Raw genomic sequence first — 25,411 nt, 5'->3', positions numbered from 1 at the left:
TGATATTTATCATTGAAATAATTTGCTAGCGCTTGCCGCGAGGATAGAAGATTCTTGCGAGGAGGGGCGCAGGTATGGATATGTTTGGAACGGAGGTTCTGGGCGACTATGTGGAGCACATGGAGGTCCGGGAACAGGACCTTGTGAATGTTCGTGAGGTCTGGCGCATCCTGTCGCCGAACATGCGAAGCATTCTGGGCGATTTCTACAAAACACAATATCTGGTTCAGGCACACAGCCAGTTCAGGAATTTCAATGTCGAACGATTGATCGAGAAACAGTTCGCCTACTGGAACAATCTGTTCTCCGGCGCAATTGATTCTGCCTATCGCGATCAGGTCCGAAAAATCGGCATGACGCACCGCAAGTACAATATTTCGATGGGTCAGTACATTCTGGCCTATGGCTGGCTTCTCAATCGCTTTGAGGAATTGGTCCGAAAATACACCCGATGCGCTGAACGGACGCTTGATCTGATGTCGTCGGTCAGACGGCTCGTCTTTATCGACATGGCGCTGGCGGCAGACGCCTATTATGTCGTTTTCATCGACTGAACCAGGCCTGACCAGATTCTAAGAAGCTCAGGCGTCGCGACGGATCTGGGTCAGTTTCGAGCGCAGGTAAAGCAGGATCGGCATGAGCCTGATCCTCACTCGAACCCCCTCGAAACTCTCAGGGCGCGTGGTTGTCAGACAGATCTCGATCCGTTCCAGGCAGATCAGGACCATGTCGATGTCATCGCTTTGTTCGTCCCTCTTGGCCAGAGCCCTGGCTTTGAGCTGCAGACGCCTGATTTCGCGCTCGAACTCTTCGTCGGCGAGAGAGATGTAACGAAACTCTTCCTCCATGACGCCAAGTTCACCCAGTTCACTTTGCAGCGGCTTGTCCAGATTGTCCGGCATGGCGTTACATCCCCGCTATCTTGACCAGGAATTCAGCGGAAACTTCCTTCAGATGCCTGGCTTGCGTGGACAGGTCCTCCGTCCCACGGTCCACACGCCTTGCGTCTTCCAGCGTTCGTTTCGCGCTTGTGCTGATCCCGGAAATCGCCGTTGATGCATCCCCTGCTCCGCCGGCGGCCAGTTGGATGTTGCTGCTGATTTCCTGTGTCGCAGTCTCCTGCTGCTCCACTGCCGTCGCGATCACGGCTGCAATTTCGTTCAGGCGCTCGATCGTCCCGTGAACATTTTCAATCGCCGAGGCAGAAGATGCTGTGACCGACTGAATTTCCTCCACTTGCGAAGATATCTCAGCCGTTGCCAGTGCAGTCTGTTCGGCAAGCGTCTTGACTTCGGAAGCAACGACCGCGAACCCCTTTCCCGCTGAACCGGCCCGTGCTGCCTCTATGGTCGCATTCAGAGCAAGGAGGTTTGTCTTTGCCGCGATGTCGTTGATAAGCCCGATGATTTCGCCGACACGGCTTGCGGCAATCGTCAGCGAATTCATGGTTTCGATGGCGACGGAACTGTTTGAAGCCGCCTCTTCGGAGATCTCGTATGACTGCGAAACCTGCCTGCCGATCTCCGACACGGAACTGGCCAGTTCTTCAGATGCCGCCGCCACCGTGTTTACGTTGGATGCGACCCGCGATGCATTCTGGTCGGCCGAGGTGGCATTGGTGTCGGTCTCGGTAAAGGCCGTCATCAGTTCACCGGCGGTGTTCTTCAACCGGCCCGCCACCGTATCCAGCTTTACCGACACGCTTCCGACCGACTGCTCGAAGACATCCGCCAGTTCAGCCAGTGTGTTTCGCCGGTCGCGCTGCCCCGCTTCGATATAGACGGATATCGCATAATCCATATCGATCAGCGCAGCCTTGGTGATGGCTTCAATCACCGTGGCACGTCTTTTCAGCCATTTCGGAGAAATGCGCAAACGAGACTGCGGTTCAAGCAGTTTGCCGACAAGCCCCGAAAGAATGAAATTGTAACCGCCGATATACCATCTGGGCTCGATACCAAGCCGGTTATGAACTTCTCCGATGCGCGTTACGGATTCGACATACTCTTCATCGAATGTCGCGTTGGTTATGATGTCCCAGTGGCGTATCTGCATCGACTTGGCATGCTCGATATGCTTCGAGGTCTTGAAAAACCGCTCAACATCGGGTTCTCCACGCACTTGCTCATAAAACCCGTCCAAAACTTCTGGCAGAGCATTCAAAATAAAGCTTTTGCTTCCCAATAAAGCGTCAGAGAGTTCTCGATCAAACCCAACAAATTCCATTTTCTGTAAAGTCATACCCAACACGTCAAAAGCCCTCCCGAAATTAACGCTACGGAATATTGAGAGCTCTCGCTTAACAATAATTTTATCTAGTTTATTTATAATATTAAGAGTCGAGAGGGTTTGAGACATCTACCCCTGCGGCACAACACCAACACCTCTTGCCAGATCGCCGTGACAAACCGCACCTGCTGGTTGCGGCTGCGGCCATCCTACTGATTTCTCCCGCTTCAGGTTCATCGAGGCCGGCATCGCTGAAACCGTGGAGGCCTCGGACCACGAAGACAATGCTGATCTCGCACGCGAGTTCTCCCGCCGGACGGGTCGCACCCCGTTCAGCTTCAGAAACATGGTACGCCGCTGATGTCTCTACCGAAAGCGTGCGGAGTTCACTTCCCGCAGGCAGCTGCTATCAAAGCCGCAGTGTCATAGAACTCATGGAACGCGATGATCTTGCCGTCCTTGAACCTGACATAGTCCAGCTTGGGAGACGATGCTCTCGCTCCCGTAGACTTGTTGACCCAGGCAGTCGTCCCGACCGCGCATATCCGGTCACCGTCAACGACATAGTCGTCGATGGTGTAATGTTCCATGGACCAGTCCTCGAGCAACCCGTCCAGGTAGTAACGGACTTCCTCCTTGCCGGTCCGGGGAGCGGTAAAGCCAATCTCCGGGGTCTGCGCCATTGCCAGCGAGCGGAAATCGACGCGGTCATCCATAAGCGCGAGCCAGTCTTCCGTACTCTCGCCCTTTGTTTCGTGCCAACGCTCGTAGCAATGTTTGAGTGCTGTCAAATTTCCATCGCTCGTCATGTTGAAACCTCCTCGATAGCCTGCGCCTCCTTTCAGGCACCTCGCTGAAATATTACAACCAAGACTGGAGAAACGCCATTTCAGCGAGCAAACCGTCAAAATCACGTTTTGTCGGACTGAATGATCGCCTTGGACACAATACAGACGCACAGGTGCTCTAACCCATTGTGGACGAAATGGATTTGCGAGGGCGAATGAACCGGCGTGATTTTCTGATTGGAGCAAGCCTATTTGCGCTGCCGACCGCACTGTTGACCTCTGCACTTCAAGGGCAGACCAGCCCCGCCCCGGAGCCATGGGCGGAAAAACTGATTGCCGCTGCCGAGCGACAGATTGGTGAAACAATCATTTACGACCCTGCTTATGTAGGCCTGAGTTTCCCCAATGGTGACATTCCTCGGGAGCGCGGTGTCTGTACCGACGTCGTCATCCGCGCCTACAGGGATGCCTTCGGCTTCGACCTGCAGTTGGAAGTGAACAAGGACATGAAAGCTCACTTCAGGGATTATCCCAGGATCTGGGGTCTCAAGCGTCCTGACAGAAACATCGATCATCGCAGGGTCCCGAACCTGCAAACTTACTTCAAGCGTCAGGGAGCGGCACTCCCGATCAGCGACCGACCGGGAGATTACGTTCCCGGTGACATCATTTCGCAAATGCTTCCTGGCAACCTCCCTCACATTGCCATCGTGACCAACCATAAGTCGCCGGACGGGAAAAGGCCGATGCTGGTACACAATATCGGCGCCGGCACCCGGCTGGAGGATCGGCTGTTCGATTTCAAGATCACCGGAAGATATCGCCTCAGGCCCAAAACCGCTTGATTGCAAGACGATAAATCACCTTGCATTTCACTGTTCCAGGTCAGCCATAGACGGCCTCGTGATGTGAGTTGGCAACCTGCTGGGCCACCCTTGCCGCTCGGGCAATCAGTTCGTTGCGCGGTTCGCCGATGTAAGTCGCGGTAAACCGGAGCGGTGTCGGCTGCCAACCAGGGTCAAAATTGGCAATCCGGTTTTCCTCGATGAATTTGCCGCCCAGCACATGCGGCAGAATGCCGACACCGATTCCGGCCGCCACCATTTCAAATCCCGTTGACAGCGAATTTGTCGGAAAGATCTGTGCGGTACTACCGTACCGGTCCCGGAGTTCTTGGGTCAGTTCCCGGTGCGGGCGCGAATTGCGGTTATAGGTTATCACCGGGGTGACGCTGAGATCCGGGTCCTCCAGACCAACCGGCCGATACCAGTCCAACTGAAACGGCGGCAACTCGAGATTGTCCGTGCTGTAGTCGGATATCGGTCCCATCAGAATGGTCAGGTCCAACGACCTGTCGAGCAGCATCTCGCGCAGGTTCAGCGAAATATCGACCGACACTTCAATGTTCAGCTTCGGAAAATTGCGATGAAGTTCCGTCAGAAAGTCCGGCAACCACGTCTGGGCGACGGTCTCCGCCACACCAAGCCTCAGCAAGCTGCTGATGCTGTCCTCGGCCATCACATCTCCCTTGATGCGTTCGGTAATCGCCATGATCTGATCCGCATGGTCACGCAGCAGTACTCCTTTTCTGGTCAGTACGACACCAGTGGAGACCCGGCTGAAGAGTTCGGTTCCAAGATAGGATTCAAGGCTGGCAACACGCGCTGAAACAGCCGGCTGTGAGATATTCAGTTGCTCTGCCGCCTTGCGGACACCTCCCATTCTGGCAACAGCCAGAAAGGTTCTCAGTTGCTCGAAAGTCATGTCTGCTTCCTCGTAAGGTGATCACAAAAGCTGATCACTTTGAACAAAAAATGACGATTTGACTTGATCATAGATCCACCGCAGCATTTTGCCAGTAACTTTCGAGGTGGAAATGACGAGCGAACTTGGCGATATTTCCGATCTGTCCGGCATGGATACCTTTTCGCAGCGAGAAGCTATCCGCTCCGGGCACTATTGCGGACATACGGCCGGTCTGGCCAAAGGCCGACTTCAGTGCAATCTGGCGATCCTGCCCGGCGAATTCGCAGATGATTTTCTCGCCTTTTGCCGATTGAACCCGAAGGCCTGTCCATTGGCAGGCGTGTCGGAAGCAGGAACCCCCTTCGTTGCCCGGCTGGGCGAAAATGTCGACATCAGGACGGATGCAGCGCTTTACAATGTTTACCGGAATGGCACGCTGGAAAGCCAGGTGCAGGATTTGAACGACCTGTGGCGGGAAGATCTCGTAGCGTTTGCGATCGGGTGTTCTTTCACCTTTGAAAACGCGCTGCGCCGCGCCGGAATTGGCATGCGCCACATAGACTGCAACGTCACTGTCCCAATGTTTCGAACGTCGATCGAAACGACGGCAAGCGGTCCCTTCGGCGGCGGCATGGTCGTCTCCATGCGGCCGATCCCGATAGAACGCGTCAATGAAGTTCAGGCCATTTGCCGTAAGTATCCGCTTGCGCACGGCGCGCCCGTCCATGTCGGCGCCCCGAAGGCAATCGGGATCACCGACCTCAACCGCCCCGACTGGGGTGAAGCGGTTTGCGTGCGTGAAGATGAAGTTCCCGTCTTCTGGGCTTGTGGCGTCACTCCCCAGGCCGCAATCATGCGGGCAAAGCTGCCGCTATCGATCACCCATGCGCCGGGAGCCATGTTGATAGCTGACGTCGATGAACTTACACCACCACTTTATCTTTATAACGATAACTAACTGAAAATTCGGAAAAAACAGAGGATAGACAAACGATGAATAAGATCATGACGCTGTCAGCGATTTCAATGATCGCTCTCTCCGCCGGTTCTGCAGCACAAGCTGAAGAACTTGCAGTTGTCGGCAGCTGGAGCGGCCTGCCGCTGCACAAGCAGTACGAAGCTCCCTTCTGGAGTGAAAAGCTCCCTGAAATCTCCGGCGGCGATCTCACCGCAGCACTGACCACACACGACCAGATGGGCATTTCGGGTGGCGATGTCTTTCGTCTCCTGTCGCAAGGTGTGTTCGATGTCGGCATGACCGTTGCAGATTACGCGGTGTCCGACAGTGTTGCGCTCGAAAGCCTGGACGTTCCGCTGATCGCAACGGACGCAGCCACGGCGCAAAAGGCGGTGGAAGCGGCAAGACCGATGGTCAACGACATCTATCGCGACGTTTTCAACGCAAAGGTACTCGGCATAGCCCCCTACCCGCCACAGGTCGTCTTCTGTAACGGAGGGATCGGCTCGCTCGACGATCTGAAGGGCAAGAAGATCCGCGCCTCCGGCCGTATGACCGCCAAGTTTCTTGAAGCCTTAGGCGCAGAAGGCGTCAATGTGAGCTTCGGTGAAGTTCCAGGTGCTCTGCAGCGCGGTGTTGTCGATTGCGCGATCACAGGGGCTGGCTCCGGCTACAATGCCGGGTGGTGGGAAGTTTCCACACACCTGATGCCGATCCCGCTCGGCGGATGGGACCCGGTTGTCACCGCCATCAATCTCGACAAATGGAACGCACTCTCCGATGAGCAGAAGGCGACACTCGAAAACGGCGTGAAGGAACATCTGGAAGCGCCGGCCTGGAAGACCGCACAGAACGCGCTTGAAAATGACATTGCCTGCCTGACCGGCAGCGGCGAATGTCCTTACGGCGATGCCAGAAACCTGGTTCTTGTGGAAGCAAGCGAAGCCGATCACGCCAAGGCAAAGGAAGTGCTGATCACCGAAGTACTGCCGGATTGGGCCGAGCGGGCTGGTGGCGACTGGGCGAAACGCTGGAGTGACAGCGTCGGTCAGGTTACCGGTGTGAAACTGGAAACGAACTAAGGCCACGATCTCATGACTTCCTTGGTGTCCCTCATTCGGCGGATCAACGACCGCCTGGCAATTGGCGTTGGGCTGATCCTGCTCGCCTGCGTCGCCTTCACGCTCCTGGAGATCGTGACACGCCGTTTGGGCGGTTCACTGGGGGGAGTCGATGAGATTTCCGGATATGTCATGGCCGTTACCACCAGCTGGGGGATCAGTTACGCATTGACGGAGCAGGCACATGTCCGCATTGACCTGCTCCGCCAACGCCTGGTTCCCTTCGGAAGGGCGGTCTTCGACATCATTTCCCTGCTCTGCCTGTCCGGAACGGCCATTGTGGTTGCTTGGCGGGGCTGGGGCGTTCTTGAAAAGACGCTCTCAACAGGTGCACGTGCCAACACCCCGCTGGAGACCCCTTTGTGGATCCCGCAATCCTTGTGGTGGGCCGGCTGGGTCTGGTTCGCCGTCTCGGCCAGCATTCTTCTGGTCTCGGTGCTGGTGAAATTCCTGTCTTCCGATTATCAGTCCGTCGATGACATCGCCGGTGCAAGGGGGGAAGCATGATCGCCTTCACTTCCGTCGGCCTTCTGGGGCTTCTGACACTCTCCATTCCGGTCGGCATCGTCCTGTTTCTGCTGGCCTTCGGCATCGACACATTCTTCAGCCCGTTTCCGCTGATGCGCGGTCTTGGGCAGGTTGTCTGGTCATCGTCCAACAGTGCCACGCTGATCGCTATCCCGCTCTTTGTACTCCTTGGTGAAATCCTCGTGCGCAGCGGTGTGGCAAGACGCACTTATGCGGCGCTGGAAAAGTGGGTAGCCTGGATGCCCGGTGGGCTGATCCATGCCAATATCGCAACATCAACGATGTTTTCGGCAACAAGCGGCTCCTCCGTCGCGACGGCCGCGACCGTCGCAACCGTCGCCATGCCCCAGGCCAAGGCGCTCGGCTACAACCAGAAGCTCTTCTCCGGTGCGATTGCCGCAGGCGGGACGCTCGGGATCATGATCCCGCCATCGATCAACCTGATCGTCTACGGTTTCCTCACCGAAAGCTCGATCCCGCAGCTGTTCCTGGCCGGTTTGGTTCCAGGGCTGTTCCTCGCGGCTCTCTTCATGGTGATCACCGTGATCATCTGTGTGTTCAAGCCCTCGCTTGGAGGCCCACGCCAGTCAAGCTCCCTTGGTGAAAAGCTTGAAGGTTTGACGGATCTGTTGCCAATTCTAGGTCTTTTTGGCGCGATCGTGGGCTCCATTTACGCGGGCTGGGCAACTCCGACCGAAGCAGCAACGGTCGGAGTTGCCATTGCCCTGCTGATCGCCGCGCATCAGAAGGCGCTTAACTGGGAGATGCTCTCAAAGGCGCTGCGGGGGTCGGTCAAGACCTCCGCCATGATCATGCTGGTCGTTATCGGCGCCTATGTCCTGAATTTTGCCCTGACCGCGGCGGGCGTGAGCCGCGCTTTGCAGAATGTCCTGAACGGCCTCGGTCTTGGTCCGCTGGAAACCCTGTTGGTCATCATCCTGATCTACATCATTCTCGGCTTTTTCATCGAGACCTTGTCGCTGATGGTGGCAACCATCCCGATCGTGGTGCCGATCATCGTCCAGCTCGGCTATGACAAGATCTGGTTCGGCATATTGATGATCATCCTGGTCGAGATGGCGCTGATCACACCACCAGTGGGCCTCAACCTTTATGTCGTTCAGGCCGCGCGCAAATCCGGAAGCTTCAGCGATGTCATGCTCGGCTGTATTCCCTATGCGCTGGCGATGCTTGCCATGGTCGGCCTGCTGATCCTTCTGCCGCAGCTGGCCCTGTTCCTTCCATCAACCTTGTAAGAGGCTTTTCACATGAAGTTTCAAACGGCAACCGGAGTGCTGACCTGCACTCCGACCCGGCTTATTGTGGCCGGCTGGACCGGACGGGACCGCTCTGCGGTAGATCACCACATCGAGGAACTGGCCGCCATCGGCGTTCCTGCGCCCTCCAAGGTCCCGCTTTACTACCAGTGCTCGCCTTCACTGCTCACACAGGAGCACCGCTTTCAGGTGCTTGGTTCCGAAACTTCCGGCGAAGCGGAACCTTTTCTCCTGCAACATGAAGGAACAATCTGGATCGGGCTGGCCTCCGATCACACGGACCGTGCCCTCGAAGCCCACTCCGTGGCCGCCTCCAAGCAGGTCTGTGCCAAACCGGTTGCGGACACGCTTTGGCGGTTCGACGACGTTGAAGGTCATCTCGACGATCTCAAGCTTCAATCCTGGATCCGTGAGGCCGGGGAATGGTTGCCCTATCAGTCCGGGTCGCTGGCTTCGATCCTGCCGTTGCAGGACCTGATTTCCGGAGCTGGTTTGACAGACGGCACCGCCATGCTTTGCGGCACTCTGCCGGCAATCGGCGGGGTGCGCCCTGCAACTGAATTCAGGATGGCACTCACGGACCCGCAAAGTGGCCAATCGATCGAATGGACCTACAAGACCTCTTTCCTCGTCGTTGTTTCGTGATATCCATCCGTTGTCTCAGTCGAACAAGGACCAGAACGCAATGAGCACCCCGTTTCCCTGGAGCAATGAAAACACCGAGAGCAGACTTGAGATAGCTCTTGAAAGAGCTTCCGGGGAAGCAGCAGCCTCTTCTGTCTTCACCAGACTGCTGAGTGACCGGGCACGCCAGCAGGCCTCTACCGCAGCTGGCATCGACACGCCGCTCGCCGGTGCCCTCATCAGCGTCAAGGCCTTGTTCGATGTCGCCGGAGAAGTGACGACGTCGGCGACGAAGGTTCTGGTAAACGACCCTCCCGCAGAACAGGATGCACCTGCAATTTCCCGGCTCGATGCTGCCGGCGGAGTTTTTGTCGGGCTCACCAACATGTCGGAGTTCGCCTATTCCGGTCTCGGTCTCAATCCACACTACGGCACACCGCAGAACCCGGTTTATCCGGGCTGCGCCCCCGGTGGGTCTACCAGTGGCGGCGCGGTGTCCGTTGCGCTCGGGATCTGCGACATCGCAATCGGCAGTGACACCGGCGGCTCCTTGCGAATTCCGGCGGCATTCACCGGCATCACGGGTTTCAAGCCGACACAGGCTTCTGTCACCATGGAGGGTGGCAAGCCACTTTCCGACAGCCTCGACAGTTTCGGCCCTATGGCAAAGACTGTTGCCGAATGTGAGCTTGCCTGGCAGGTCATGTCCGGCAATCCGATAGCGTCTTCCGCTCCCACCGCAGCCCGGCTGGTCGTTCCCACGAACTTCGGCTTCACGGAAATGGATCCGGAGGTTGGCGAAGGTTTCAAGACAGTGGTGCAATCCCTGCGTGATGCCGGATTCGACGTGATTGAGAAGGATCTTGGTTGCATTGCGCAATACGACCAGGTTCCGCCCTGGCACATGACTTCGGTGGAATCGCGCGCGCATTACGAAGACCATTTCCAGGCCTCGCCTGATCAATTCGACTCGCGCGTTCATGCGCGCATGGCAAGGGCTGAGGAAATCTCTGCGGTCGAGTATCGTCAGACCCTCAACCGGCGCGCCGAGCTAATTTCAGCTTTCAAGGAAGAACTCGGGCAGGACATGCTGCTATTGCCGACAACACCCAAACTGCCGCCGAAGATCGAGGATCTTGCGGACGACGAAGCCTTCAACCGGCTGAACCTGCTTGCCTTGCGCAATCCGTCACTTGGCAATGTGACCGACGCTTGCGGCATCGCCCTTCCCTATCAGCATGGTGGCAATACACTGAGCGCCATGCTGATTGCCGGCGGTGGTCGTGATCAGGCGCTGCTGGCTTGCGCCAAAGTGGTTGAAAGAGCGCTTTCGAGCATTTGATCATCGATCAGTTCGCAGGCTGATTGAAGTCTCGGCGATCTCGACCCGGAAATCCCGCACCGCTCGATAAATGAGAAGACAGCAATTGCTGCCGTCCATTTGAGCTGCCTACTGAGACATCCCGCCTTCAGACGAGACCTTTGCTGGGACCTTTTCGGGAGAAATTCTGAAGGTCCGGTTCACCAGCAAGCTGAACATCGGAACCAGGGAAACTCAGCCGGCGGTGGTGTTGTCAGCGGCACGTGCCGCTGCCCATGCGCCAGTTGCCAATAGATCTGCAATCACGTCCCGCAACAGATCGCGAATTGCTTCCTGCGCACGGGTTACGGGCCTGTCTGACGGATAAAGCAGAAAAGCGTCCCGCCACAAACCGGGGGCCGATATTCGGCTGACGCGCAGCTGGCCCGCTTCCAGCTCGTCCTGCACGGCATACCGCGGCAGAATTGAGGCTCCGATGCCTGCCGAAACCAGACGTTTGATGTTTGAGTATGAGTCGATCTCAATCGCGATTGTTGGTTCAAGCCCGATCGCGGCCAGCTTTCGATCAACCAGATGGCGCAGGCCGTGCGGCGGGCTCGGCAAGACGAGTGGGATGTTTTCAAGTTCCGACAGATCCAAGTCATCAGGTGCGTCGGCTTCACCTTGCCAAAGAACAACCAGCTCTTCCTCAAGAAGCAGCTCCGAAACAACTCCTTCTTCATGTGAACGGCTGTAAAGGAGTGCGATATCGACCCTGCCTTCGGACAACCAATCGGCAATAAAGCCACTCATGGCTTCTGCAATATTGATGGTAATCCGCGGATAACGCTCGCGGGCCGCCATGATCAGCGGAAGTGCGATCATGCCGCTGAGTGTGCCTGGAATGCCAATGCGAACGGTTCCCATAGGGTCGCTTTCCAGGTTGCGGATGTCATCCTCCGTGCGTGCAAGATCGTTCAGGATTGTCCGTGCACGCAGCACGAGTAACTTGCCTGCCTCAGTCGGTGTCACTCCCGCGCGGCTTCGATTGAGGAGCCGCGTGCCAAGCTGCTCTTCCATATTTTTCAGGTGCAGCGACAAGGCCGGTTGCGCGACGTTCAAGTGTGCCGACGCCCGGGTCAAAGACCCGTGTTCAACAATTTCCAGGAAATAGCGAAGCTGTCTGATGTCCATGAGGGTTCGGCTCGCAGATTTAATCCATACATATTTAATATGAAATTCATCCAAAACATATATTTGTTTAATGCCTGGACTTGAGCTTAACTCGGCAAACACATGATTTTAGAAGATCTGGTTTGCCGATGAACGTTCTTGAAGACAGTTACCGGGACATACGCGACGGCGTTCGCGCGTTGTGTGCGCAATTTCCTGCCGAATACCATCGCAAAGTCGATGAGGAACGCGGCTATCCCGAAGAGTTCGTCGCCGCCCTCACCCGTGAAGGCTGGTTGGCGGCCCTGATACCGGATGTCTATGGCGGCTCGGGTCTCGGGTTGACTGAAGCATCTGTCATCATGGAAGAGATCAACCGGGCGGGTGGAAACTCCGGTGCCTGCCATGGGCAGATGTACAACATGACGACGCTGGTGCGTCACGGCTCGGAAGAACAGCGCCGGAAATACCTGCCAAAGATCGCCGCCGGAGAATTGCGTCTTCAATCCATGGGCGTGACTGAACCGACGACAGGCACTGATACGACTAAGATCAAGACGACGGCGGTCAAAAAAGGCGACCGGTATGTCATCAACGGCCAGAAGGTCTGGATCAGCCGGGTCCGGCATTCGGACCTGATGATCCTCCTCGCCCGCACGGCACCACTTTCGGACGTTGCAAAGAAGTCCGAAGGCATGTCCATTTTCCTGGTCGACATCAAGGAAGCCTTGAAAAAAGGCATGGAAATGCGACCGATCCCGAACATGGTCAATCACGAGACCAATGAGCTGTTCTTCGACAACCTCGAGATCCCCGAAGAGAACCTGATTGGTGAAGAAGGCAAGGGATTTAAGTACATTCTGACAGGCCTCAATGCGGAAAGGACGCTGATCGCCGCCGAATGCATCGGCGACGGTTACTGGTTCACCGACAAGGCAGTTGCCTACACTAGGGAACGCGAGGTCTTCGGCCGGCCGATTGGCCAGAACCAGGGCGTCCAGTTTCCAATTGCCGAGGCCTTTATCGAAATCGAGGCCGCCAACCTGATGCGTTACAAGGCCTGCGCCCTTTACGACGCCGGTGCCTCTTGCGGAACGGAGGCCAACATGGCCAAGTATCTCGCTGCAAAGGCAAGTTGGGAAGCTGCCAATGCCTGTATCCAGTGCCACGGTGGTTTCGGTTTTGCCTGTGAATACGATATTGAACGCAAATTCAGGGAAACGCGGCTCTACCAGGTGGCGCCGATCTCCACAAATCTCATTCTTTCTTACGTAGCAGAGCATGTACTTGGCATGCCGAGGTCATTTTGATGGAACTCCCGCTTGCAGGACTGGAAGTCATCGCGATCGAACAGGCTGTTGCCGCTCCATTCGCATCTTCAAGGCTTGCTGATGCCGGCGCGCATGTGATCAAGGTCGAAAGACCGGAAGGCGATTTCGCGCGTGGCTACGATGATGTGGCCAAGGGACAGTCGAGCTATTTTGTCTGGCTAAACCGGGGCAAGGACACGGTAACGCTCGATCTGAGATCGGACACCGACAAGAGAAAGCTTGGCGCGCTTATCGCGAAGGCTGATGTCCTGATCCAAAATCTCAAACCCGGAGCCCTGGCGCGTCTCGGCTTCGATATCGGGCAACTTCGTCAGGAACATCCGCGTCTCATCACTTGTTCGATCAGCGGTTACGGTGAAAAAGGCCCGATGGCCAACCGCAAGGCCTATGATCTCCTGATCCAGGCGGAATCCGGGCTTTGCTCGATCACCGGCAGTCCGTCCGAACCTTCACGGGTCGGCATTTCGGTCGTCGATATCGCAACCGGTGCGACCGCCTATTCCGCTATTCTTGAAGCCCTGATCCGTCGAGGCATCACGGGCAAAGGCGCACAGATTTCTATCTCGATGTTCGATGTCATGGCGGACTGGTTAACGGTTCCGCTTCTGAACCACGAGGGCGGCCACACTCCAAAGCGCATAGGTCTCGCCCATCCTTCCATCGCCCCTTATGGCGTCTTCCACCCCAAGGAGGGGCCTCCGATCCTGATTTCGATCCAGAGTGACCGCGAATGGATCAAACTATGCTCCGACTTTATCGGGAAAGCCGAACTCGGTACCGATCCGAGATTTGCCACCAATGTCGAGCGGGTTGAAAACCGGACGGAAACAGACGGCATCGTCGCCGCCGCCTTTGCCGAAAAGACGGCGGAGGAAGCCGTCGCGTTGCTGACCAAGGCCAACATTGCTCTGGCTTCCGTACACGACATGGAAGGCCTGTCGACCCACCCGCATTTGCGCAGAATTACCGTTGGCAGTCCGAATGGTCCTCTATCCTATCCCGCACCTGCACCGATTTTTGAAGGCGAACCGCGCGAATACGGCCCTGTCCCCGCCCTCAAGCCGGAGGAGAAGTGACAGTGGAACCGGATATCGACCATCTGCGCGGTTGGATCGGACGCGAAGACAGTGCCTCGCAGGTTCTGAGCGAAACGCTTGTTTGCCAGTTCAACGCAACATTCGACAGGGATTTCAAGGTCGAGCCGGGCGCTGTTGCACCGCTTCTCATTCATTTTTGCCTTGCGCAGCCGACCGTACTCACCGAAGAGCTTGGGCCGGATGGACACGCTGCGCGCGGCAGCTTTCTTCCTCCGGTTCCACTTCCTCGGCGCATGTGGGCGGGAGGACAGTTTTCGTTTCACGGTGACATTCGAGTGGGAGACCTGGTCACTCGCATATCCACGATCAGGGATGTCGTGGTGAAGCAGGGCCGCACGGGCCGACTTTGCTTCGTGACCGTTGAGCATGAAATCTCATCTGCCGGGCAACTGGCGATGACCGAGCGGCAGGACATTGTCTATCGGGAAGCCCAAGCCGCTTCTCCCCCGGTCAGAGAAACCGCGGCTGCCCCGGCATTGGTCGCAGAACATTCGCGCCGCATAACGCCATCGGCTGCGTATCTTTTCCGGTATTCTGCAATCACCTTCAATGCGCATCGCATTCATTATGACCAGGACTATGTGCGTGACGTGGAAAACTATCCGGGTCTGATTGTACATGGGCCGTTGCAGGCAACACTGCTCTGTCAGCTTGCGGCAGATATCAAGGGCAAAGCGCCAGCAGATTTTCGTTTTCGCAGCACGTCCGCACTTTTCGACACCGACGATTTCACGATCAATGCTGCCAGCACTCCAGACGGCCTGACGCTCTGGACTGCGCGTCCTGATGGCCCGATTGCCATGGAGGCCCACGCCCGATGGTAGACCTGATTCAGGCTCCGCTGTTTGTTCCCGCAAATCGACCGGATAGATTTTCAAAGGCCGCAGCCTCACAAGCCGACGCGGTCATTCTTGACCTCGAAGATGCAGTTTCCGCGCGAGACAAAAATGCCGCACGAGCAGCGCTGACCTGTGGTTTCACGGACCAGCCCGTCATTGTCCGGATCAACGGCATCGGCACAGCCTGGCATTCGCAGGATCTTGAAGCTATCGGGAACCTTCCGATCTCCGCCGTCATGCTTCCGAAATCCGAGGACGCACACGAGATTTCTGCGCTTTACACTTCACTCGGACGTCGCGTCCCCGTGATCGCCTTGATCGAAACGGCAAAGGGCCTCGCCAATGTTCGCGTCATTGCGGGACTTGACGGTGTTGTCCGCCTGGCCTTCGGTTCGATCGACTACTGCGCTGATCTTGGCTGTGCCCACCAAAGAGAGGTTCTGCTTCCCGTCCGATCCGAGCTGGTGCTTGCCTCCAGGCTGGCAGGTATCGCTGCGTCGCTCGACGGAGTTACCGCACAGTTACATGATGCTGAAACACTCCGGGAAGACACGAAGCACGCACGCAGCCTTGGCATGACCGGTAAGCTCTGCATTCACCCAATCCAGGTTTCCGAAGTCAGGCAGGCCTTTGCTCCAACGAAAGAAGAGCTGTCATGGGCCCAGCGCGTCCTGGATTCAGGCGACGGTGCAGTCTCGGTCGACGGTCAGATGGTGGACGAACCGGTTCGTATCCGGGCCCGGTCAATTCTTGCGTCTGCGACGGAATTGGGTCCGTCGAATGCCTTGGGCGAATCCTGATTTGGACTGTTCATGGCGTGCTCTTTCTGCATTTGCGCGCTGGAGCATTCAGGTTTCGTCTTGTCGGCAGATACTGCGCCTTTGTTCGTAGTCTCCACACCTTGAAAACCCTTCGAGTTTGGAACATTTTTTCCGCATTCCTTTTTCAGATTCATCGAGATTGTAATGAAAAATTCTGCATTTACCCGCTTGAGACGACTGATGACCCTTGGGCTTGCGACTTTCTTGGCAAGTACCTCATTGAACACGGCCCAGGCTTGTACCGGCATTCGTTTGATCGCCGAAGACGGCGGGGTGGTTTATGGCCGAAGCATGGAATGGGGAGCGTTCGACCTCAATTCCCGCGTCGCAATCATACCGCGTGGATTTACCTTTACCGGGACCACCCCCGACGGTGTGAACGGGAAGCGCTGGGCGTCCAAATACGGCGTTGTCGGTCTCGATATGCTTGAGAAGGATTTTCTTGCCGACGGCATGAACGAGGCAGGCCTCGCCGGTGGTATGTTCTACCACCCGGGCTTCGCGGCCTACCCGGAGTATGACGCCGCAAAGGACGAAGAAACCATTACGGCAGTTGATCTGCTGGCCTACATTCTCACTCGGTTTTCAACCATCGAAGAGGTCAGGAAAGGCCTCGAGGACGTTCGGGTGGTTGCCGTTGTTGAAGAGGCAATCGGCATCCCGGTTCAGGCCCACTGGATGGTCGTTGAGCCGTCAGGCAAGTCTCTGGTGATTGAATATGAGAACGGGGAACTGCGCCTGTTCGACAACCCGCTTGGTGTGGTCACCAACGCTCCGGGGTTTGATTGGCACATCACCAATCTCCGCAACTATCTGAACCTGTCTGCCGTCGCACTTCCGGACAAGAACCTGGAGGACATGAATTTCTCGCCGCTCGGCGGTGGCAGCGGCATGATCGGCCTGCCGGGAGACTTCACGCCGCCATCGCGCTTTGTCAGGGCCGTTGCGTGGTCGCAGACAGCGCGGCCGACGGAAAATGCTGGCGAAGCAACATACGAGCTCTTGCGAATTCTCGACAATTTCAACGTTCCGCTGGGTGCTGCGGAAGGCTCGGATCAAGCCGCCGAAAATCTCAAAGGTATGCGCAGCTCCACGATCTGGATCACGGCATGGGACCAGGAAAACCGGGATCTCTATTTCCATACCCAGCACAATCGCCGGCTGCGGAAAGTATCCCTGAAGGCGCTGGACTTCTCGGGCGAAGAGATCATCCGCATTCCATTGGAAATGGAAAAGTCACAGGACGTTCTCGACCTGACACCCGTCAACTGACCCAAAAAAGCAAACTGCCGGAGAAGGTCCCCGGCAGTTCAAATTCGACCACCTCTCATTTTGCCACATAGCGCCTACAGCCGTTACGCAGTCTTCAGTGATTTCGAAGTGTGTTTTCCGAACACCAGCTTTCGAACATCTTCCGAAATCGCCAGCAGCACCGGTATCAGGATCAAGGTGATCAGCGTTGCGAATATCTCGCCATAGGCCAGGGAAACGGCCGCCGGTATGAGATAACGGGCCTGCTCCGATGTCTCGCTCATGAGTGGCATAAGCCCGACAACCGTGGTTGCCGTGGTCAGAAAGATCGCCTGGAACCGGTCAATGCCGCATCGGAGCGTTGCTTCCTCGTGAGCCATGCCCTCTTCTCGCGACTGAACGTAGAACGTCATCATCACGAGCGAGTCATTTACGACCACCCCAATGAGGGCCAGAACTCCAAAGAAGGACAGAAGAGAAAACGGCAGATCCATGATGCCGTGACCGATCACTGCCCCGACGAAACCAAACGGCACGACCGACATGATGATCACCGGTTTCCAGTAGGATTTGAGCGGCACCGCCATCAGGATATAGATGAGCAGGCAGGCGATGATAAAGGCCCGCAGGAGCCCGCCTCTTGTTTCGCCGATCTGTTCCAGTTCACCACCCTGATCGACAGTCAGACCGGGATATCTGGCTTCAATTTCCTGCGCGAAACCATTGAACAAAGCCTGCGCAATTTCCTCCGGGGCTACGATCTCGCGGTTTACGTCCGCACGTACCGTGACGATCAGGTCACCGTTCCGGCGCTGTATCTGCTCCGACACGTAACGCGGGACGATCTCGGCAACCGATGAAAGCGCGATCCAGTCTCCATTCTGGCTCTTGAGGCGCAGTGCCATCAGGTCTTCAATCCGGTTCCGGGCTTCAAGCACGTTGCGCACCACGACACGGACTTCAGACGAGCCACGCTGGATACGCTGCGCTTCGCCGCCACCGAATGCAAAACCGATCTGGCTTGCAAGGCGTTCGGATGTGAAACCGAGGGAGCGCGCTTCCGGCTTCAGTTTGAGGCGCAGCTCGGGCTGACCGGTCAGGAACGTATCGCGCACGTTGGAAACACCTTCGAACGTCGCAAGCTTTTCACGAACTTCAACGCTGGCCTGCTCAAGCAGCTCCCGGTTTGATCCAATCAGGCGGATCTGAAATCCACCTCCAAACTCCTCGAACGCAGAGAATGTCAGATCGGAAACACCCTCAAGCGGTCCGACCCTCTGTTTCCAGGCCTCGAGAATGGCATTTGTGGTCAGTCCGGGCCGCTCAGCCGATGGTGTGAGCTCCATGTAAAGCTCAGCGGTTGTCGTGCCGCTCACGAATGCAAACAGGTGCTCGACAGGGCCCTCACCCATTGCGTTCTTGAGGGCTGGATCGTCTTTCAGTTCAAGTCCGGCCTTCTCGACGATTTCGACATTTTCCCTTGTGAGATGCGCAGGAGCCCTTTGATCCATCTTCAGGGAAACGGATATCACTTGCCCGGGCACATTCGGAAAGAAGGTCGACTTGATCTGCCCGGTTGCCATCAGGCCGAAGACCAGCGTGGCAACGGCAACAAACAGAATGAGAACTGCGTACCGGTTGCGCAGTGACCAACCCAGAACCGGCGCATAGATCCGGTCCCTGAAACTCAGCAACCCGCCTTGCGCCACTGACTGAACCTTGCCCCAACCGCGCGCCAGCATGCCTCGGCTTGATGTATCGCCCATCGAGATATGCGCCAGATGAGCCGGCAGGATCAACTTGCTCTCAAGAAGCGAAAACAGCAGCGCCAGGATCACGACACCGGCAAAGCTCGCCAGAACCTTGCCGAGCGGATTGTCGATCAGCAGCATGGGAAAGAAGGCCGCCACGGTGGTCAGCACGCCGAACACAGTCGCCATGGAAACACGCTCAACCCCGACTTCGGTTCCCTTCAGCGGGTCGGCGAATTTCTTGCGTTGCTCATGAACGCTCTCCCCGACAACAACGGCGTCGTCCACCAGAATGCCAAGCACAATGATGAAGCCGAAGGTGGTGATGTCGTTAAGGGAATAATCAATCCAGCCGGTCGTTGAGACGGCAAGAGCACCTGCAATGGAAATCGGAATACCCATCGCGACCCAAAACGCCAGTTTCACGTTCAAGAACACCGCCAGCATCAGGGCAACCAGCAGCAAGCCCTGCAGGGCTGAACTGCTCAAAAGCTGCAGGCGGTCGGAGATGTAATCCCGGGAGTTGCCCCAGATCGCGATTTCCACGCCATCGGGAAGCCCGCTTCGTGCCTCTTCAACGATCGCTTCGGCTGCATCCGAAACGCGAAGAAGATTGTCTTTCCGCCCAATTAGTACCTCCATACCGACCGAAGGCATCCGGTTGAACCGGGTCTCGATATCGACTTCCTCAAATCCATCGGTAATGCGCGCAATACCTCCAAGAAGCGTGGTGGTACCGTCAGGCCACTGAACAATCGGGATTTCCTGGTAATCCCTGAGCGAATAGGCCTGACTGTCTGCCCTCAGCGTGATGTATCCGCCCTCCGTACGCAGGGTCCCGCCTTGAAAATAGAGGGATGCTTCCTGGATCCGGGTCATGACATCGGCAATGGTCAGATCGAGCCGTTCCAGTGTTCCCGGCAGAAACTCAATCGCAATTTCCTGGTCCTGAAGCCCCCAGTTGTTGACCCTGGAGATCTCCGGGCTTGCAAGCAGGTCTGCGCGCAGATTGCGCGCAATGCGTTGCAGCGTTTTCAGGTCCGTTTCTCCGAACACCTGGACGTAAAGCGCCGGAACATCGAAATTATTCGCTTCAATCACCGGTCGGCGCGCATCTTTTGGCAGATCCCAGATGCCGTCGATTTTGAGTCGGACATTGTCGAGGAGCTTTTGCAGCGCGTAGCCATTGGTCTTCTGAATGGATACCACGGAAATTCCTGGTTCAGAGCTGGAGCGGACCGCTTTGACTCCTTCCAACGCTTCGACAGCCTTTTCGACCTTGCGCGTAACCTGCTCATCAACCTGCGCTGTGTAGGCATTCGGAAGGGACGTCGTCACCGTAACGGTGTCGGCCGGGATCTTCGGAAACCCTTCGATCCGGATGGTCATGAGAGACGTCACACCGACCACCAGAATGAAGATCATCAGCAGGTTGGCTGCGACGGGATTGCGGATGAACCAGTTGGTGAGCCAGGTCATTTGCCTGCCCCCGCTTCAACCGGTGAGATTTGCTGCCCTGGCAGATACGCGCTCATCGGAAGGGGAACGATCCGATACGCGCCTTCCGGCTGACTGTTTTCCGGAGCTTCGACGATGACTTCACCGTTGTTTCTGAAGAGCGCCGTTGCTTCGAAACGTTGCAGGCGATCATTGTCATCGACATACCAGACGAACCCGTTTTGCGTCAGAGCACTTTCGGGAATCTGCAAGGTTGAGCTGATCGTTCTCCCAGGGAGGGCGACGCGCACGAATTGTCCCGGCAAAACCGCCGTGCTGTCCGAATTCTCCACTTCCAGAAAGAGCTGATACCGGCGCGACTTGGGTTCCAGAAAGCCACCACCGCGCTTTACATTGGCCTCTCCAACGAATTCGCCGGCTTCGCTGAAAAGGAGCGCCTGAGCTTCGTCCCAATTGTCCGCAAGAAGCCGCCATTGCTTGGCGGAAAGTGAAACTCTGATATCCAGTTGGCTGTCGTCAAGCAGGGAGAACAGAACGTCTCCCTCATTAACGGATTGACCCGGACTGACCGATCTCTTGGTGATGATTGCGTCAAACGGTGCCCTGATGGTTGTTGAACGCAGATCGAATTCCGCTGCCCCGACACGGGCCTTTGCGGCTGCAACCCTTTGCTCGGCGACGTGGACTTCCGGCAAATGGATGGCCATTTCCGGCGGCTCGACATTCGGGTTGACCGCACGCCAATCCTTTAGCGCGATATCGCGTTTCTTTTCCTTCTGGAGGAGCTCGAATTCTGCCGTTTTCAGCGTTGAGCGGGCCTCTTCGAGGTTTGCAAGATAAGGCGCGTCTTCAAGGGTCAGAAGAACAGTGTCCCTTGCAACCCGGAAGCCTCCGAGCGCAGTCGGCGCAACCTGATCTGCAACACCGGAAACCCGTGAGCGAAGCTCCACCTGCCAGCGAGGCGTGACTTCGGCGAAGACGGAAACAACGCCTGCATGATCTCCAACTTCGGCAGACACGTAACCCACAGGGCGCAAGGTTGTTGCCGAGGCATCTTGATTGGCCTCGACCGGGTCTTCCAGCGTGCTCACATAAATGGCGACACCGGCAAGCATCACCAGCGCCAGCGCAATCCACAGCGCTTTTCTCATGTTCAATTCTCCAGGTGACCGGTGGCTGCTTTGCTTCCGGATTTATTGGGGGGCGCCAGACGGGAAGCGCCTTACCAGCAGGCTTCCTTGAAGGTCGTGATCTTCTGCCAGGTCATGGTCTCGCCCGGCTTTCCGTTTTCGCCGATTATCTGCAACACCAGGAGAGAGCCCTTTATCGAGGCTTGCAGGTCGTAGACCATTTCCGTTTCCGGATCGAGGATCTTGCCTCGCTCCCAGCGCTCTCCTTCACTCGCCCATTGCAGGTTCCAGAGGACCGGTAATCCGCACAGTTGCGATTTGTAGCGCGCAAGCTCCGCATCGCTCGCAGCACCCGGAAGCCCTGAGACGATGCCGCACAGCTTCGAACTTTCTTCTTCGCACGCTCCAAGAGCAACCGCGATGGTCTTGTCCTCAGTCAGCCAAAACCCCTCAGGTGGCGACTTCGCGATTGCCGGTAGCGATGAGAGCAGGTTGATTGCAGCGAATGCGGCAGCTGCAGCGCCAAGACCCTTGTCAGTGACGTTAAGCATCCAGAACTCCATTGTGCCGAGAATTGATCCTTGTTGTGATTTCGCTCAACCTCGACCAGCTCTGAAGCGCGATTGGCAGCAACAATGCAGCTTCCACATATTCCCACGAATAGCTTGCGATCGAGAAGATTTGGCCCGCTGTCACGCCTTCAATGCCTGCCCCTTGAAACAGGTTGAAAGCGATAAAGCCGATCTGCAGAAGAAAGATCCCTCCATAGAGCACAGCTTCGGTGTCCGAGATTGCAACCTCATGACGCCGAAGAGCGCGCAGATGGCGGAACACACCCAGGCGCTTTCCGGCGGACAGCAAGTCGACCTGCTGTTCGCGCTGTTCGTTGAGCCGTGCATTGAAGGTATAAAACCGGCTGTGAAAACACGCATAAACCAGGATCATTCCAAGAACGACAATCGCGGAAGAAATTCCGAGCCGGATATCGAAGTAGATCAGCACCCCGAAACTGACGACGATCTGAATGATCGCGGTGATCAGCTCCGGCGTATCGTGCTCCAGAAAATCCACCAGTTCCCTGGACATATCGATCCGGGCACTTCGCTTTGAAACTGGAAGATCTGACGTTCTTCTTTGGAGCTCGGAACCAAGATGGAGCCGAATGGTGCCATAGGCCCGCGTGTCGTATACCCTGCGACCAACTGCAACGAGCCCGAGACTCGCAAGAATGCCAACCATCCAGAGGAGTTCGGACACCCTGCCCGCCAGAAGGCCATCGATGGTCATGCCAATCAGCAAAGGAATGAAGGCGATCAGAGTGTTTTCGACCAGAACGATACCCCAGGTCAGCGCAATCCGCTGCCGGAATGTTCGCAGAATATAGGGAAGATCGATTTTGAACTGCATCTTCTACACGTCTCAAAAAGTGGTTTCTGGTATCGCTGAACCTGGATCTGACAGCGTCGAAACCGCGTGTCATTTGTCGTTGCAACATCAAAGTCGAATGACCGGAATTTAATTTGAGCGAACGATCGTTCACCGGATATAGGTGAAAAATACAAAATTGCCAATGGGCAAGGTGAGAAATCTGAATGAGTGAAAAACTGTCGCGCGCGGAAACCGCAGACGCCCGCCGGAAACACATCGTGGAAACTGCTGCCATCTGCTTTATCGAGCAAGGATTTCATCAGACCGGAATTCGTGACATCGCCAAACGTGCGGGTGTTTCACTTGGCAATATCTACAATCACTTCAGCGGCAAGACGGAGCTGATCGCGGCTATTGCCACGCTTGAAGCCGAGGAGTTGGCAGAGCTCCAGGAACAACTGACACAGACGACGGATCCACTTGCCGCATTGGAAGATTTCGTAACGAGCTATCTGGCGCTCTGCAGTCAACCCGAATATGCGGCCCTGACGATCGAGATCATCGCAGAAGCGGTGCGCAATCCGAATATCGTCGGCGGATTTCTGGAAAACAGGGAAAGTCTCGTCGCCACCCTTGCTGGACAGATAGTGGCTTCACGAGGCGGCACGACTGCCGATACAGCGATATCGGAACGCGATTGCGCCGAATTCATACTCGATCTGATCGAGGGACTGGCCATGCGTGCGGTTTTTGCAGGACGCAAACCGGGCAAGCAGGAATTGGCTTCCCTGAAACAGGCAGTTAGACGGCTGCTTTAAGCAAGTATTTCCTTTCACTCGACTTTCTCCGGATTAATCCTTACATCGAAGAGGCAATTTCTTTTCGTTGAATGTATGTTTCCACGGGATTTTCGGAACCTTTCAGTCAATGCCAACCATCTATCAGCTCAAATCCAGATTTCAGGATCTGCTACGTCCCATCTGCAAGAAGCTTGCTGCAAATGGCGTCACGGCCAACCAGGTCACGCTGGCTGCATTGGTTCTGTCCCTGATAGAAGGCTTTGCCTTGTGGCTTGCTCCCGGCGCAGCGCTCCCCCTGCTGCTCCTGCCGCTGATCCTGTTCATTCGCATGGGCCTGAATGCGATTGATGGCATGCTGGCACGCGAACACGACCAGAAATCCAATCTTGGAGCCGTTTTGAACGAACTCGGTGACGTGCTGTCCGACGCGGCTCTATATCTGCCCTTCGCCGCCCTGCCCTTTGTGTCAGGTGAGCTGGTTGTCGGCCTTGTGGTTCTGGCGATCATCGGCGAAATGACCGGGGTGATCGGCGTACAGATCGGAGCCAGCCGCCGCTATGATGGCCCCTTTGGCAAAAGCGACCGCGCGGCTCTCTTCGGCCTCTGCGGCTTTCTCATGGGTCTCGGTCTCACCAGCGTGCTGCTTTACAAGATCCTGTTTGCGGTTGGGCTGGTGCTTTCAGGAGTGACGATTTTCAATCGTGCCCGCAACGCCCTGAAGGAGCTTGATACACAATGACGTTGCATGCCATCCACTGGGCACTCATCGGCATCTGGACGCTTCTGGCGGCTGCCTCTGTCATCGTCTATGCGCTTTCCAAGCGTTCGAAAAAGCCGATGACCGAACTGGTGCAACGCACCCAGAGCTGGTGGGTGATGGTAGCGATCTTCACCATTGCCTTTCTGGTCAGCCACACGATCTCGATCATTGTTTTCGCGCTGATAAGTTTTCTTGCGCTCAAGGAATATTTCTCGATGATCCCGACGCGCCGCGCGGATCGTCGCGTTCTCTTCTGGGCGTACCTGTCGATCCCCGTCCAGTATTTCTGGGTCTATGACAGTTATTACGGCATGTTTGCGGTCTTCATCCCGGTTTACATGTTCCTCTTCCTGCCCTTCGCCAGCTTGCTGTCACAACAGACAGACGGATTTCTTCGCTCCGTCGGCACGCTGAACTGGGGCTTGATGCTGTGCGTCTTTTCCATCAGCCATGCCGCATTCCTGCTCATTCTGCCGCCAACACCGGGCAATGAAGCTGGCGGCGCGGGACTGCTGTTGTTCCTGATTTTCCTGACACAGTTCAACGATGTTGCCCAGTATACCTGGGGCAAGCTTTTCGGGCGCCGCAAGATCATTCCAGGCGTCAGTCCAAACAAGACCTGGGAGGGTTTTCTGGGCGGGGTTGCCACCACATTCGTTCTCGCCGTCCTGACCGCGCCCCTGGTAACACCGCTCGATCTGCCGCGTGCAGCAGCCGCCGGTCTGATCATCGCCGTCGCCGGGTTTGTCGGGGACGTGACCGTATCGGCACTGAAGCGTGACCTCGGCGTCAAGGACACTGGCAGTCTCATTCCCGGGCATGGCGGCATCCTGGACCGGATCGACAGCCTGACTTTCACCGCGCCACTGTTCTTTCACTTCACGCGCTACTTCTACTACTGAGGTGAACTGAAATGCGAGGCCACGTTATTCCGACTTGCTTTGGCTCCTTCTCGCGCGACGGATATGCGCTCAGCTCTGTCAGCCCGGAACTGTTGAGCGGAGCACAACCTTCACTCTCTTCTGTCGCCTTGATCGCCAAGATGGTCGAAGCGAGCTGAT

The 25,411-nt window shown here is 56.4% G+C and carries 26 protein-coding genes; 17 read left to right on the top strand and 9 right to left on the bottom strand.

What is annotated here, in order from left to right; all coding sequences use genetic code 11:
• Positions 1–74: 74 nt before the first annotated feature.
• Positions 75–554 (top strand): protoglobin domain-containing protein, encoded by a 480-nt coding sequence (locus ABLQ08_RS18725; protein WP_352945055.1) that lies wholly within the window; start codon positions 75–77, stop codon positions 552–554.
• A gap of 27 nt (positions 555–581) precedes the next feature.
• On the opposite strand, the gene ABLQ08_RS18720 is transcribed toward ABLQ08_RS18725, so the two are convergent.
• From ABLQ08_RS18720 to ABLQ08_RS18710, 3 genes are all read right to left on the bottom strand, one after another.
• Positions 582–902, bottom strand: coding sequence for a hypothetical protein (locus ABLQ08_RS18720; protein ID WP_352945053.1), 321 nt, complete (start codon positions 900–902; stop codon positions 582–584).
• Positions 903–906: 4 nt separating this feature from the next.
• Complete coding sequence (locus ABLQ08_RS18715; protein ID WP_352945589.1) at positions 907–2,226, bottom strand: globin-coupled sensor protein; 1,320 nt, start codon at positions 2,224–2,226, stop codon at positions 907–909.
• A gap of 389 nt (positions 2,227–2,615) precedes the next feature.
• Positions 2,616–3,038 (bottom strand): nuclear transport factor 2 family protein, encoded by a 423-nt coding sequence (locus ABLQ08_RS18710; protein WP_352945052.1) that lies wholly within the window; start codon positions 3,036–3,038, stop codon positions 2,616–2,618.
• A gap of 194 nt (positions 3,039–3,232) precedes the next feature.
• Between ABLQ08_RS18710 and ABLQ08_RS18705 the strand changes: the two genes are divergently transcribed.
• Entirely contained in the window at positions 3,233–3,862 is a 630-nt protein-coding gene (locus ABLQ08_RS18705) for a DUF1287 domain-containing protein (protein ID WP_352945050.1), read from the top strand.
• A gap of 40 nt (positions 3,863–3,902) precedes the next feature.
• On the opposite strand, the gene ABLQ08_RS18700 is transcribed toward ABLQ08_RS18705, so the two are convergent.
• Entirely contained in the window at positions 3,903–4,781 is an 879-nt protein-coding gene (locus ABLQ08_RS18700; RefSeq protein ID WP_352945048.1) for a LysR family transcriptional regulator, read from the bottom strand.
• Between the two features lie 112 nt (positions 4,782–4,893).
• On the opposite strand from ABLQ08_RS18700, the gene ABLQ08_RS18695 reads away from it, so the two are divergent.
• Genes ABLQ08_RS18695 through ABLQ08_RS18670 form a run of 6 tightly spaced genes read left to right on the top strand, consistent with a single transcriptional unit; the run spans position 4,894 to position 10,613 of the window.
• Entirely contained in the window at positions 4,894–5,721 is an 828-nt protein-coding gene (locus tag ABLQ08_RS18695) for a putative hydro-lyase (RefSeq protein ID WP_352945046.1), read from the top strand.
• A gap of 35 nt (positions 5,722–5,756) precedes the next feature.
• Complete coding sequence (locus ABLQ08_RS18690) at positions 5,757–6,803, top strand: TRAP transporter substrate-binding protein (RefSeq protein ID WP_352945044.1); 1,047 nt, start codon at positions 5,757–5,759, stop codon at positions 6,801–6,803.
• A gap of 12 nt (positions 6,804–6,815) precedes the next feature.
• Entirely contained in the window at positions 6,816–7,349 is a 534-nt protein-coding gene (locus ABLQ08_RS18685; protein ID WP_352945043.1) for a TRAP transporter small permease subunit, read from the top strand.
• Positions 7,346–8,626, top strand: a complete 1,281-nt coding sequence (locus tag ABLQ08_RS18680; RefSeq protein WP_352945041.1) for a TRAP transporter large permease — start codon at positions 7,346–7,348, stop codon at positions 8,624–8,626. Before ABLQ08_RS18685 ends, ABLQ08_RS18680 begins: the two co-directional genes overlap by 4 nt.
• Before the next feature lie 12 nt (positions 8,627–8,638).
• Positions 8,639–9,292: a DUF2848 domain-containing protein gene (locus ABLQ08_RS18675; RefSeq protein WP_352945039.1), complete on the top strand. Its 654-nt coding sequence runs from the start codon at positions 8,639–8,641 to the stop codon at positions 9,290–9,292.
• Positions 9,293–9,332: 40 nt separating this feature from the next.
• A complete protein-coding gene (locus tag ABLQ08_RS18670) occupies positions 9,333–10,613 on the top strand; it encodes an amidase family protein (protein ID WP_352945037.1) in 1,281 nt (426 codons plus the stop codon).
• Between the two features lie 213 nt (positions 10,614–10,826).
• Here ABLQ08_RS18670 and ABLQ08_RS18665 read toward each other — a convergent pair whose 3' ends face one another.
• On the bottom strand, positions 10,827–11,765 hold the full coding sequence (locus ABLQ08_RS18665) for a LysR family transcriptional regulator (RefSeq protein WP_352945035.1): 939 nt from the start codon (positions 11,763–11,765) through the stop codon (positions 10,827–10,829).
• 128 nt (positions 11,766–11,893) lie between these two features.
• On the opposite strand from ABLQ08_RS18665, the gene ABLQ08_RS18660 reads away from it, so the two are divergent.
• The 5 genes from ABLQ08_RS18660 (at position 11,894) to ABLQ08_RS18640 (ending at position 17,104) form a co-directional block, all read left to right on the top strand.
• Positions 11,894–13,054: an acyl-CoA dehydrogenase family protein gene (locus tag ABLQ08_RS18660; RefSeq protein WP_352945033.1), complete on the top strand. Its 1,161-nt coding sequence runs from the start codon at positions 11,894–11,896 to the stop codon at positions 13,052–13,054.
• Complete coding sequence (locus tag ABLQ08_RS18655; protein ID WP_352945031.1) at positions 13,054–14,151, top strand: CaiB/BaiF CoA transferase family protein; 1,098 nt, start codon at positions 13,054–13,056, stop codon at positions 14,149–14,151. The genes ABLQ08_RS18660 and ABLQ08_RS18655 overlap by 1 nt, the downstream gene beginning before the upstream one ends.
• A gap of 2 nt (positions 14,152–14,153) precedes the next feature.
• The gene (locus tag ABLQ08_RS18650; protein ID WP_352945587.1) at positions 14,154–14,996 is read left to right on the top strand and encodes an FAS1-like dehydratase domain-containing protein; all 843 of its coding nucleotides are present in this window, start codon (positions 14,154–14,156) and stop codon (positions 14,994–14,996) included.
• Positions 14,990–15,811, top strand: coding sequence for an HpcH/HpaI aldolase/citrate lyase family protein (locus ABLQ08_RS18645; protein ID WP_352945029.1), 822 nt, complete (start codon positions 14,990–14,992; stop codon positions 15,809–15,811). Before ABLQ08_RS18650 ends, ABLQ08_RS18645 begins: the two co-directional genes overlap by 7 nt.
• A 165-nt stretch (positions 15,812–15,976) precedes the next feature.
• Positions 15,977–17,104, top strand: coding sequence for a choloylglycine hydrolase family protein (locus ABLQ08_RS18640; protein WP_352945028.1), 1,128 nt, complete (start codon positions 15,977–15,979; stop codon positions 17,102–17,104).
• An 83-nt stretch (positions 17,105–17,187) separates the two neighbouring features.
• Here ABLQ08_RS18640 and ABLQ08_RS18635 read toward each other — a convergent pair whose 3' ends face one another.
• The 4 genes from ABLQ08_RS18635 to ABLQ08_RS18620 all read right to left on the bottom strand — a co-directional run bounded on the left by ABLQ08_RS18635 (position 17,188) and on the right by ABLQ08_RS18620 (position 22,829).
• The gene (locus ABLQ08_RS18635) at positions 17,188–20,313 is read right to left on the bottom strand and encodes an efflux RND transporter permease subunit (RefSeq protein ID WP_352945026.1); all 3,126 of its coding nucleotides are present in this window, start codon (positions 20,311–20,313) and stop codon (positions 17,188–17,190) included.
• Positions 20,310–21,443: an efflux RND transporter periplasmic adaptor subunit gene (locus tag ABLQ08_RS18630; protein ID WP_352945024.1), complete on the bottom strand. Its 1,134-nt coding sequence runs from the start codon at positions 21,441–21,443 to the stop codon at positions 20,310–20,312. The genes ABLQ08_RS18635 and ABLQ08_RS18630 overlap by 4 nt, the downstream gene beginning before the upstream one ends.
• 71 nt (positions 21,444–21,514) lie before the next feature.
• Positions 21,515–21,973 carry a DUF2147 domain-containing protein gene (locus ABLQ08_RS18625; protein ID WP_352945023.1) on the bottom strand — a complete coding sequence of 153 codons (459 nt, stop codon included), beginning with the start codon at positions 21,971–21,973 and terminating at the stop codon, positions 21,515–21,517.
• Positions 21,966–22,829: an ABC transporter six-transmembrane domain-containing protein gene (locus ABLQ08_RS18620; RefSeq protein ID WP_352945021.1), complete on the bottom strand. Its 864-nt coding sequence runs from the start codon at positions 22,827–22,829 to the stop codon at positions 21,966–21,968. The genes ABLQ08_RS18625 and ABLQ08_RS18620 overlap by 8 nt, the downstream gene beginning before the upstream one ends.
• A 185-nt stretch (positions 22,830–23,014) precedes the next feature.
• Between ABLQ08_RS18620 and ABLQ08_RS18615 the strand changes: the two genes are divergently transcribed.
• From ABLQ08_RS18615 to ABLQ08_RS18600, 4 genes are all read left to right on the top strand, one after another.
• Positions 23,015–23,608: a TetR/AcrR family transcriptional regulator gene (locus tag ABLQ08_RS18615; protein ID WP_352945020.1), complete on the top strand. Its 594-nt coding sequence runs from the start codon at positions 23,015–23,017 to the stop codon at positions 23,606–23,608.
• A 109-nt stretch (positions 23,609–23,717) separates the two neighbouring features.
• The gene (locus tag ABLQ08_RS18610; protein ID WP_352945018.1) at positions 23,718–24,329 is read left to right on the top strand and encodes a CDP-alcohol phosphatidyltransferase family protein; all 612 of its coding nucleotides are present in this window, start codon (positions 23,718–23,720) and stop codon (positions 24,327–24,329) included.
• Positions 24,326–25,252 carry a phosphatidate cytidylyltransferase gene (locus tag ABLQ08_RS18605; RefSeq protein ID WP_352945016.1) on the top strand — a complete coding sequence of 309 codons (927 nt, stop codon included), beginning with the start codon at positions 24,326–24,328 and terminating at the stop codon, positions 25,250–25,252. Before ABLQ08_RS18610 ends, ABLQ08_RS18605 begins: the two co-directional genes overlap by 4 nt.
• Positions 25,253–25,263: 11 nt before the next feature.
• Positions 25,264–25,410, top strand: a complete 147-nt coding sequence (locus ABLQ08_RS18600) for a hypothetical protein (RefSeq protein ID WP_352945015.1) — start codon at positions 25,264–25,266, stop codon at positions 25,408–25,410.
• The last annotated feature ends 1 nt before the right edge of the window (position 25,411 follow it).

This window comes from Roseibium sp. SCP14, from assembly GCF_040329475.1.
In the GTDB taxonomy this organism is placed as follows: Bacteria; Pseudomonadota; Alphaproteobacteria; order Rhizobiales; family Stappiaceae; genus Roseibium.
The sequence above is the reverse complement of the archived record's forward strand: the minus strand, read 5'-3'. Positions and strand labels throughout refer to the sequence as shown.

Coding starts and splice junctions, on each gene's coding strand:
- ABLQ08_RS18725 (WP_352945055.1), top strand. CDS start 75: ATGGATATGTTTGGAACGGAGGTTCTGGGCGACTATGTGGAGCACATG.
- ABLQ08_RS18720 (WP_352945053.1), bottom strand. CDS start 902: ATGCCGGACAATCTGGACAAGCCGCTGCAAAGTGAACTGGGTGAACTT.
- ABLQ08_RS18715 (WP_352945589.1), bottom strand. CDS start 2,226: ATGGAATTTGTTGGGTTTGATCGAGAACTCTCTGACGCTTTATTGGGA.
- ABLQ08_RS18710 (WP_352945052.1), bottom strand. CDS start 3,038: ATGACGAGCGATGGAAATTTGACAGCACTCAAACATTGCTACGAGCGT.
- ABLQ08_RS18705 (WP_352945050.1), top strand. CDS start 3,233: ATGAACCGGCGTGATTTTCTGATTGGAGCAAGCCTATTTGCGCTGCCG.
- ABLQ08_RS18700 (WP_352945048.1), bottom strand. CDS start 4,781: ATGACTTTCGAGCAACTGAGAACCTTTCTGGCTGTTGCCAGAATGGGA.
- ABLQ08_RS18695 (WP_352945046.1), top strand. CDS start 4,894: ATGACGAGCGAACTTGGCGATATTTCCGATCTGTCCGGCATGGATACC.
- ABLQ08_RS18690 (WP_352945044.1), top strand. CDS start 5,757: ATGAATAAGATCATGACGCTGTCAGCGATTTCAATGATCGCTCTCTCC.
- ABLQ08_RS18685 (WP_352945043.1), top strand. CDS start 6,816: ATGACTTCCTTGGTGTCCCTCATTCGGCGGATCAACGACCGCCTGGCA.
- ABLQ08_RS18680 (WP_352945041.1), top strand. CDS start 7,346: ATGATCGCCTTCACTTCCGTCGGCCTTCTGGGGCTTCTGACACTCTCC.
- ABLQ08_RS18675 (WP_352945039.1), top strand. CDS start 8,639: ATGAAGTTTCAAACGGCAACCGGAGTGCTGACCTGCACTCCGACCCGG.
- ABLQ08_RS18670 (WP_352945037.1), top strand. CDS start 9,333: ATGAGCACCCCGTTTCCCTGGAGCAATGAAAACACCGAGAGCAGACTT.
- ABLQ08_RS18665 (WP_352945035.1), bottom strand. CDS start 11,765: ATGGACATCAGACAGCTTCGCTATTTCCTGGAAATTGTTGAACACGGG.
- ABLQ08_RS18660 (WP_352945033.1), top strand. CDS start 11,894: ATGAACGTTCTTGAAGACAGTTACCGGGACATACGCGACGGCGTTCGC.
- ABLQ08_RS18655 (WP_352945031.1), top strand. CDS start 13,054: ATGGAACTCCCGCTTGCAGGACTGGAAGTCATCGCGATCGAACAGGCT.
- ABLQ08_RS18645 (WP_352945029.1), top strand. CDS start 14,990: ATGGTAGACCTGATTCAGGCTCCGCTGTTTGTTCCCGCAAATCGACCG.
- ABLQ08_RS18640 (WP_352945028.1), top strand. CDS start 15,977: ATGAAAAATTCTGCATTTACCCGCTTGAGACGACTGATGACCCTTGGG.
- ABLQ08_RS18635 (WP_352945026.1), bottom strand. CDS start 20,313: ATGACCTGGCTCACCAACTGGTTCATCCGCAATCCCGTCGCAGCCAAC.
- ABLQ08_RS18630 (WP_352945024.1), bottom strand. CDS start 21,443: ATGAGAAAAGCGCTGTGGATTGCGCTGGCGCTGGTGATGCTTGCCGGT.
- ABLQ08_RS18625 (WP_352945023.1), bottom strand. CDS start 21,973: ATGCTTAACGTCACTGACAAGGGTCTTGGCGCTGCAGCTGCCGCATTC.
- ABLQ08_RS18620 (WP_352945021.1), bottom strand. CDS start 22,829: ATGCAGTTCAAAATCGATCTTCCCTATATTCTGCGAACATTCCGGCAG.
- ABLQ08_RS18615 (WP_352945020.1), top strand. CDS start 23,015: ATGAGTGAAAAACTGTCGCGCGCGGAAACCGCAGACGCCCGCCGGAAA.
- ABLQ08_RS18610 (WP_352945018.1), top strand. CDS start 23,718: ATGCCAACCATCTATCAGCTCAAATCCAGATTTCAGGATCTGCTACGT.
- ABLQ08_RS18605 (WP_352945016.1), top strand. CDS start 24,326: ATGACGTTGCATGCCATCCACTGGGCACTCATCGGCATCTGGACGCTT.
- ABLQ08_RS18600 (WP_352945015.1), top strand. CDS start 25,264: ATGCGAGGCCACGTTATTCCGACTTGCTTTGGCTCCTTCTCGCGCGAC.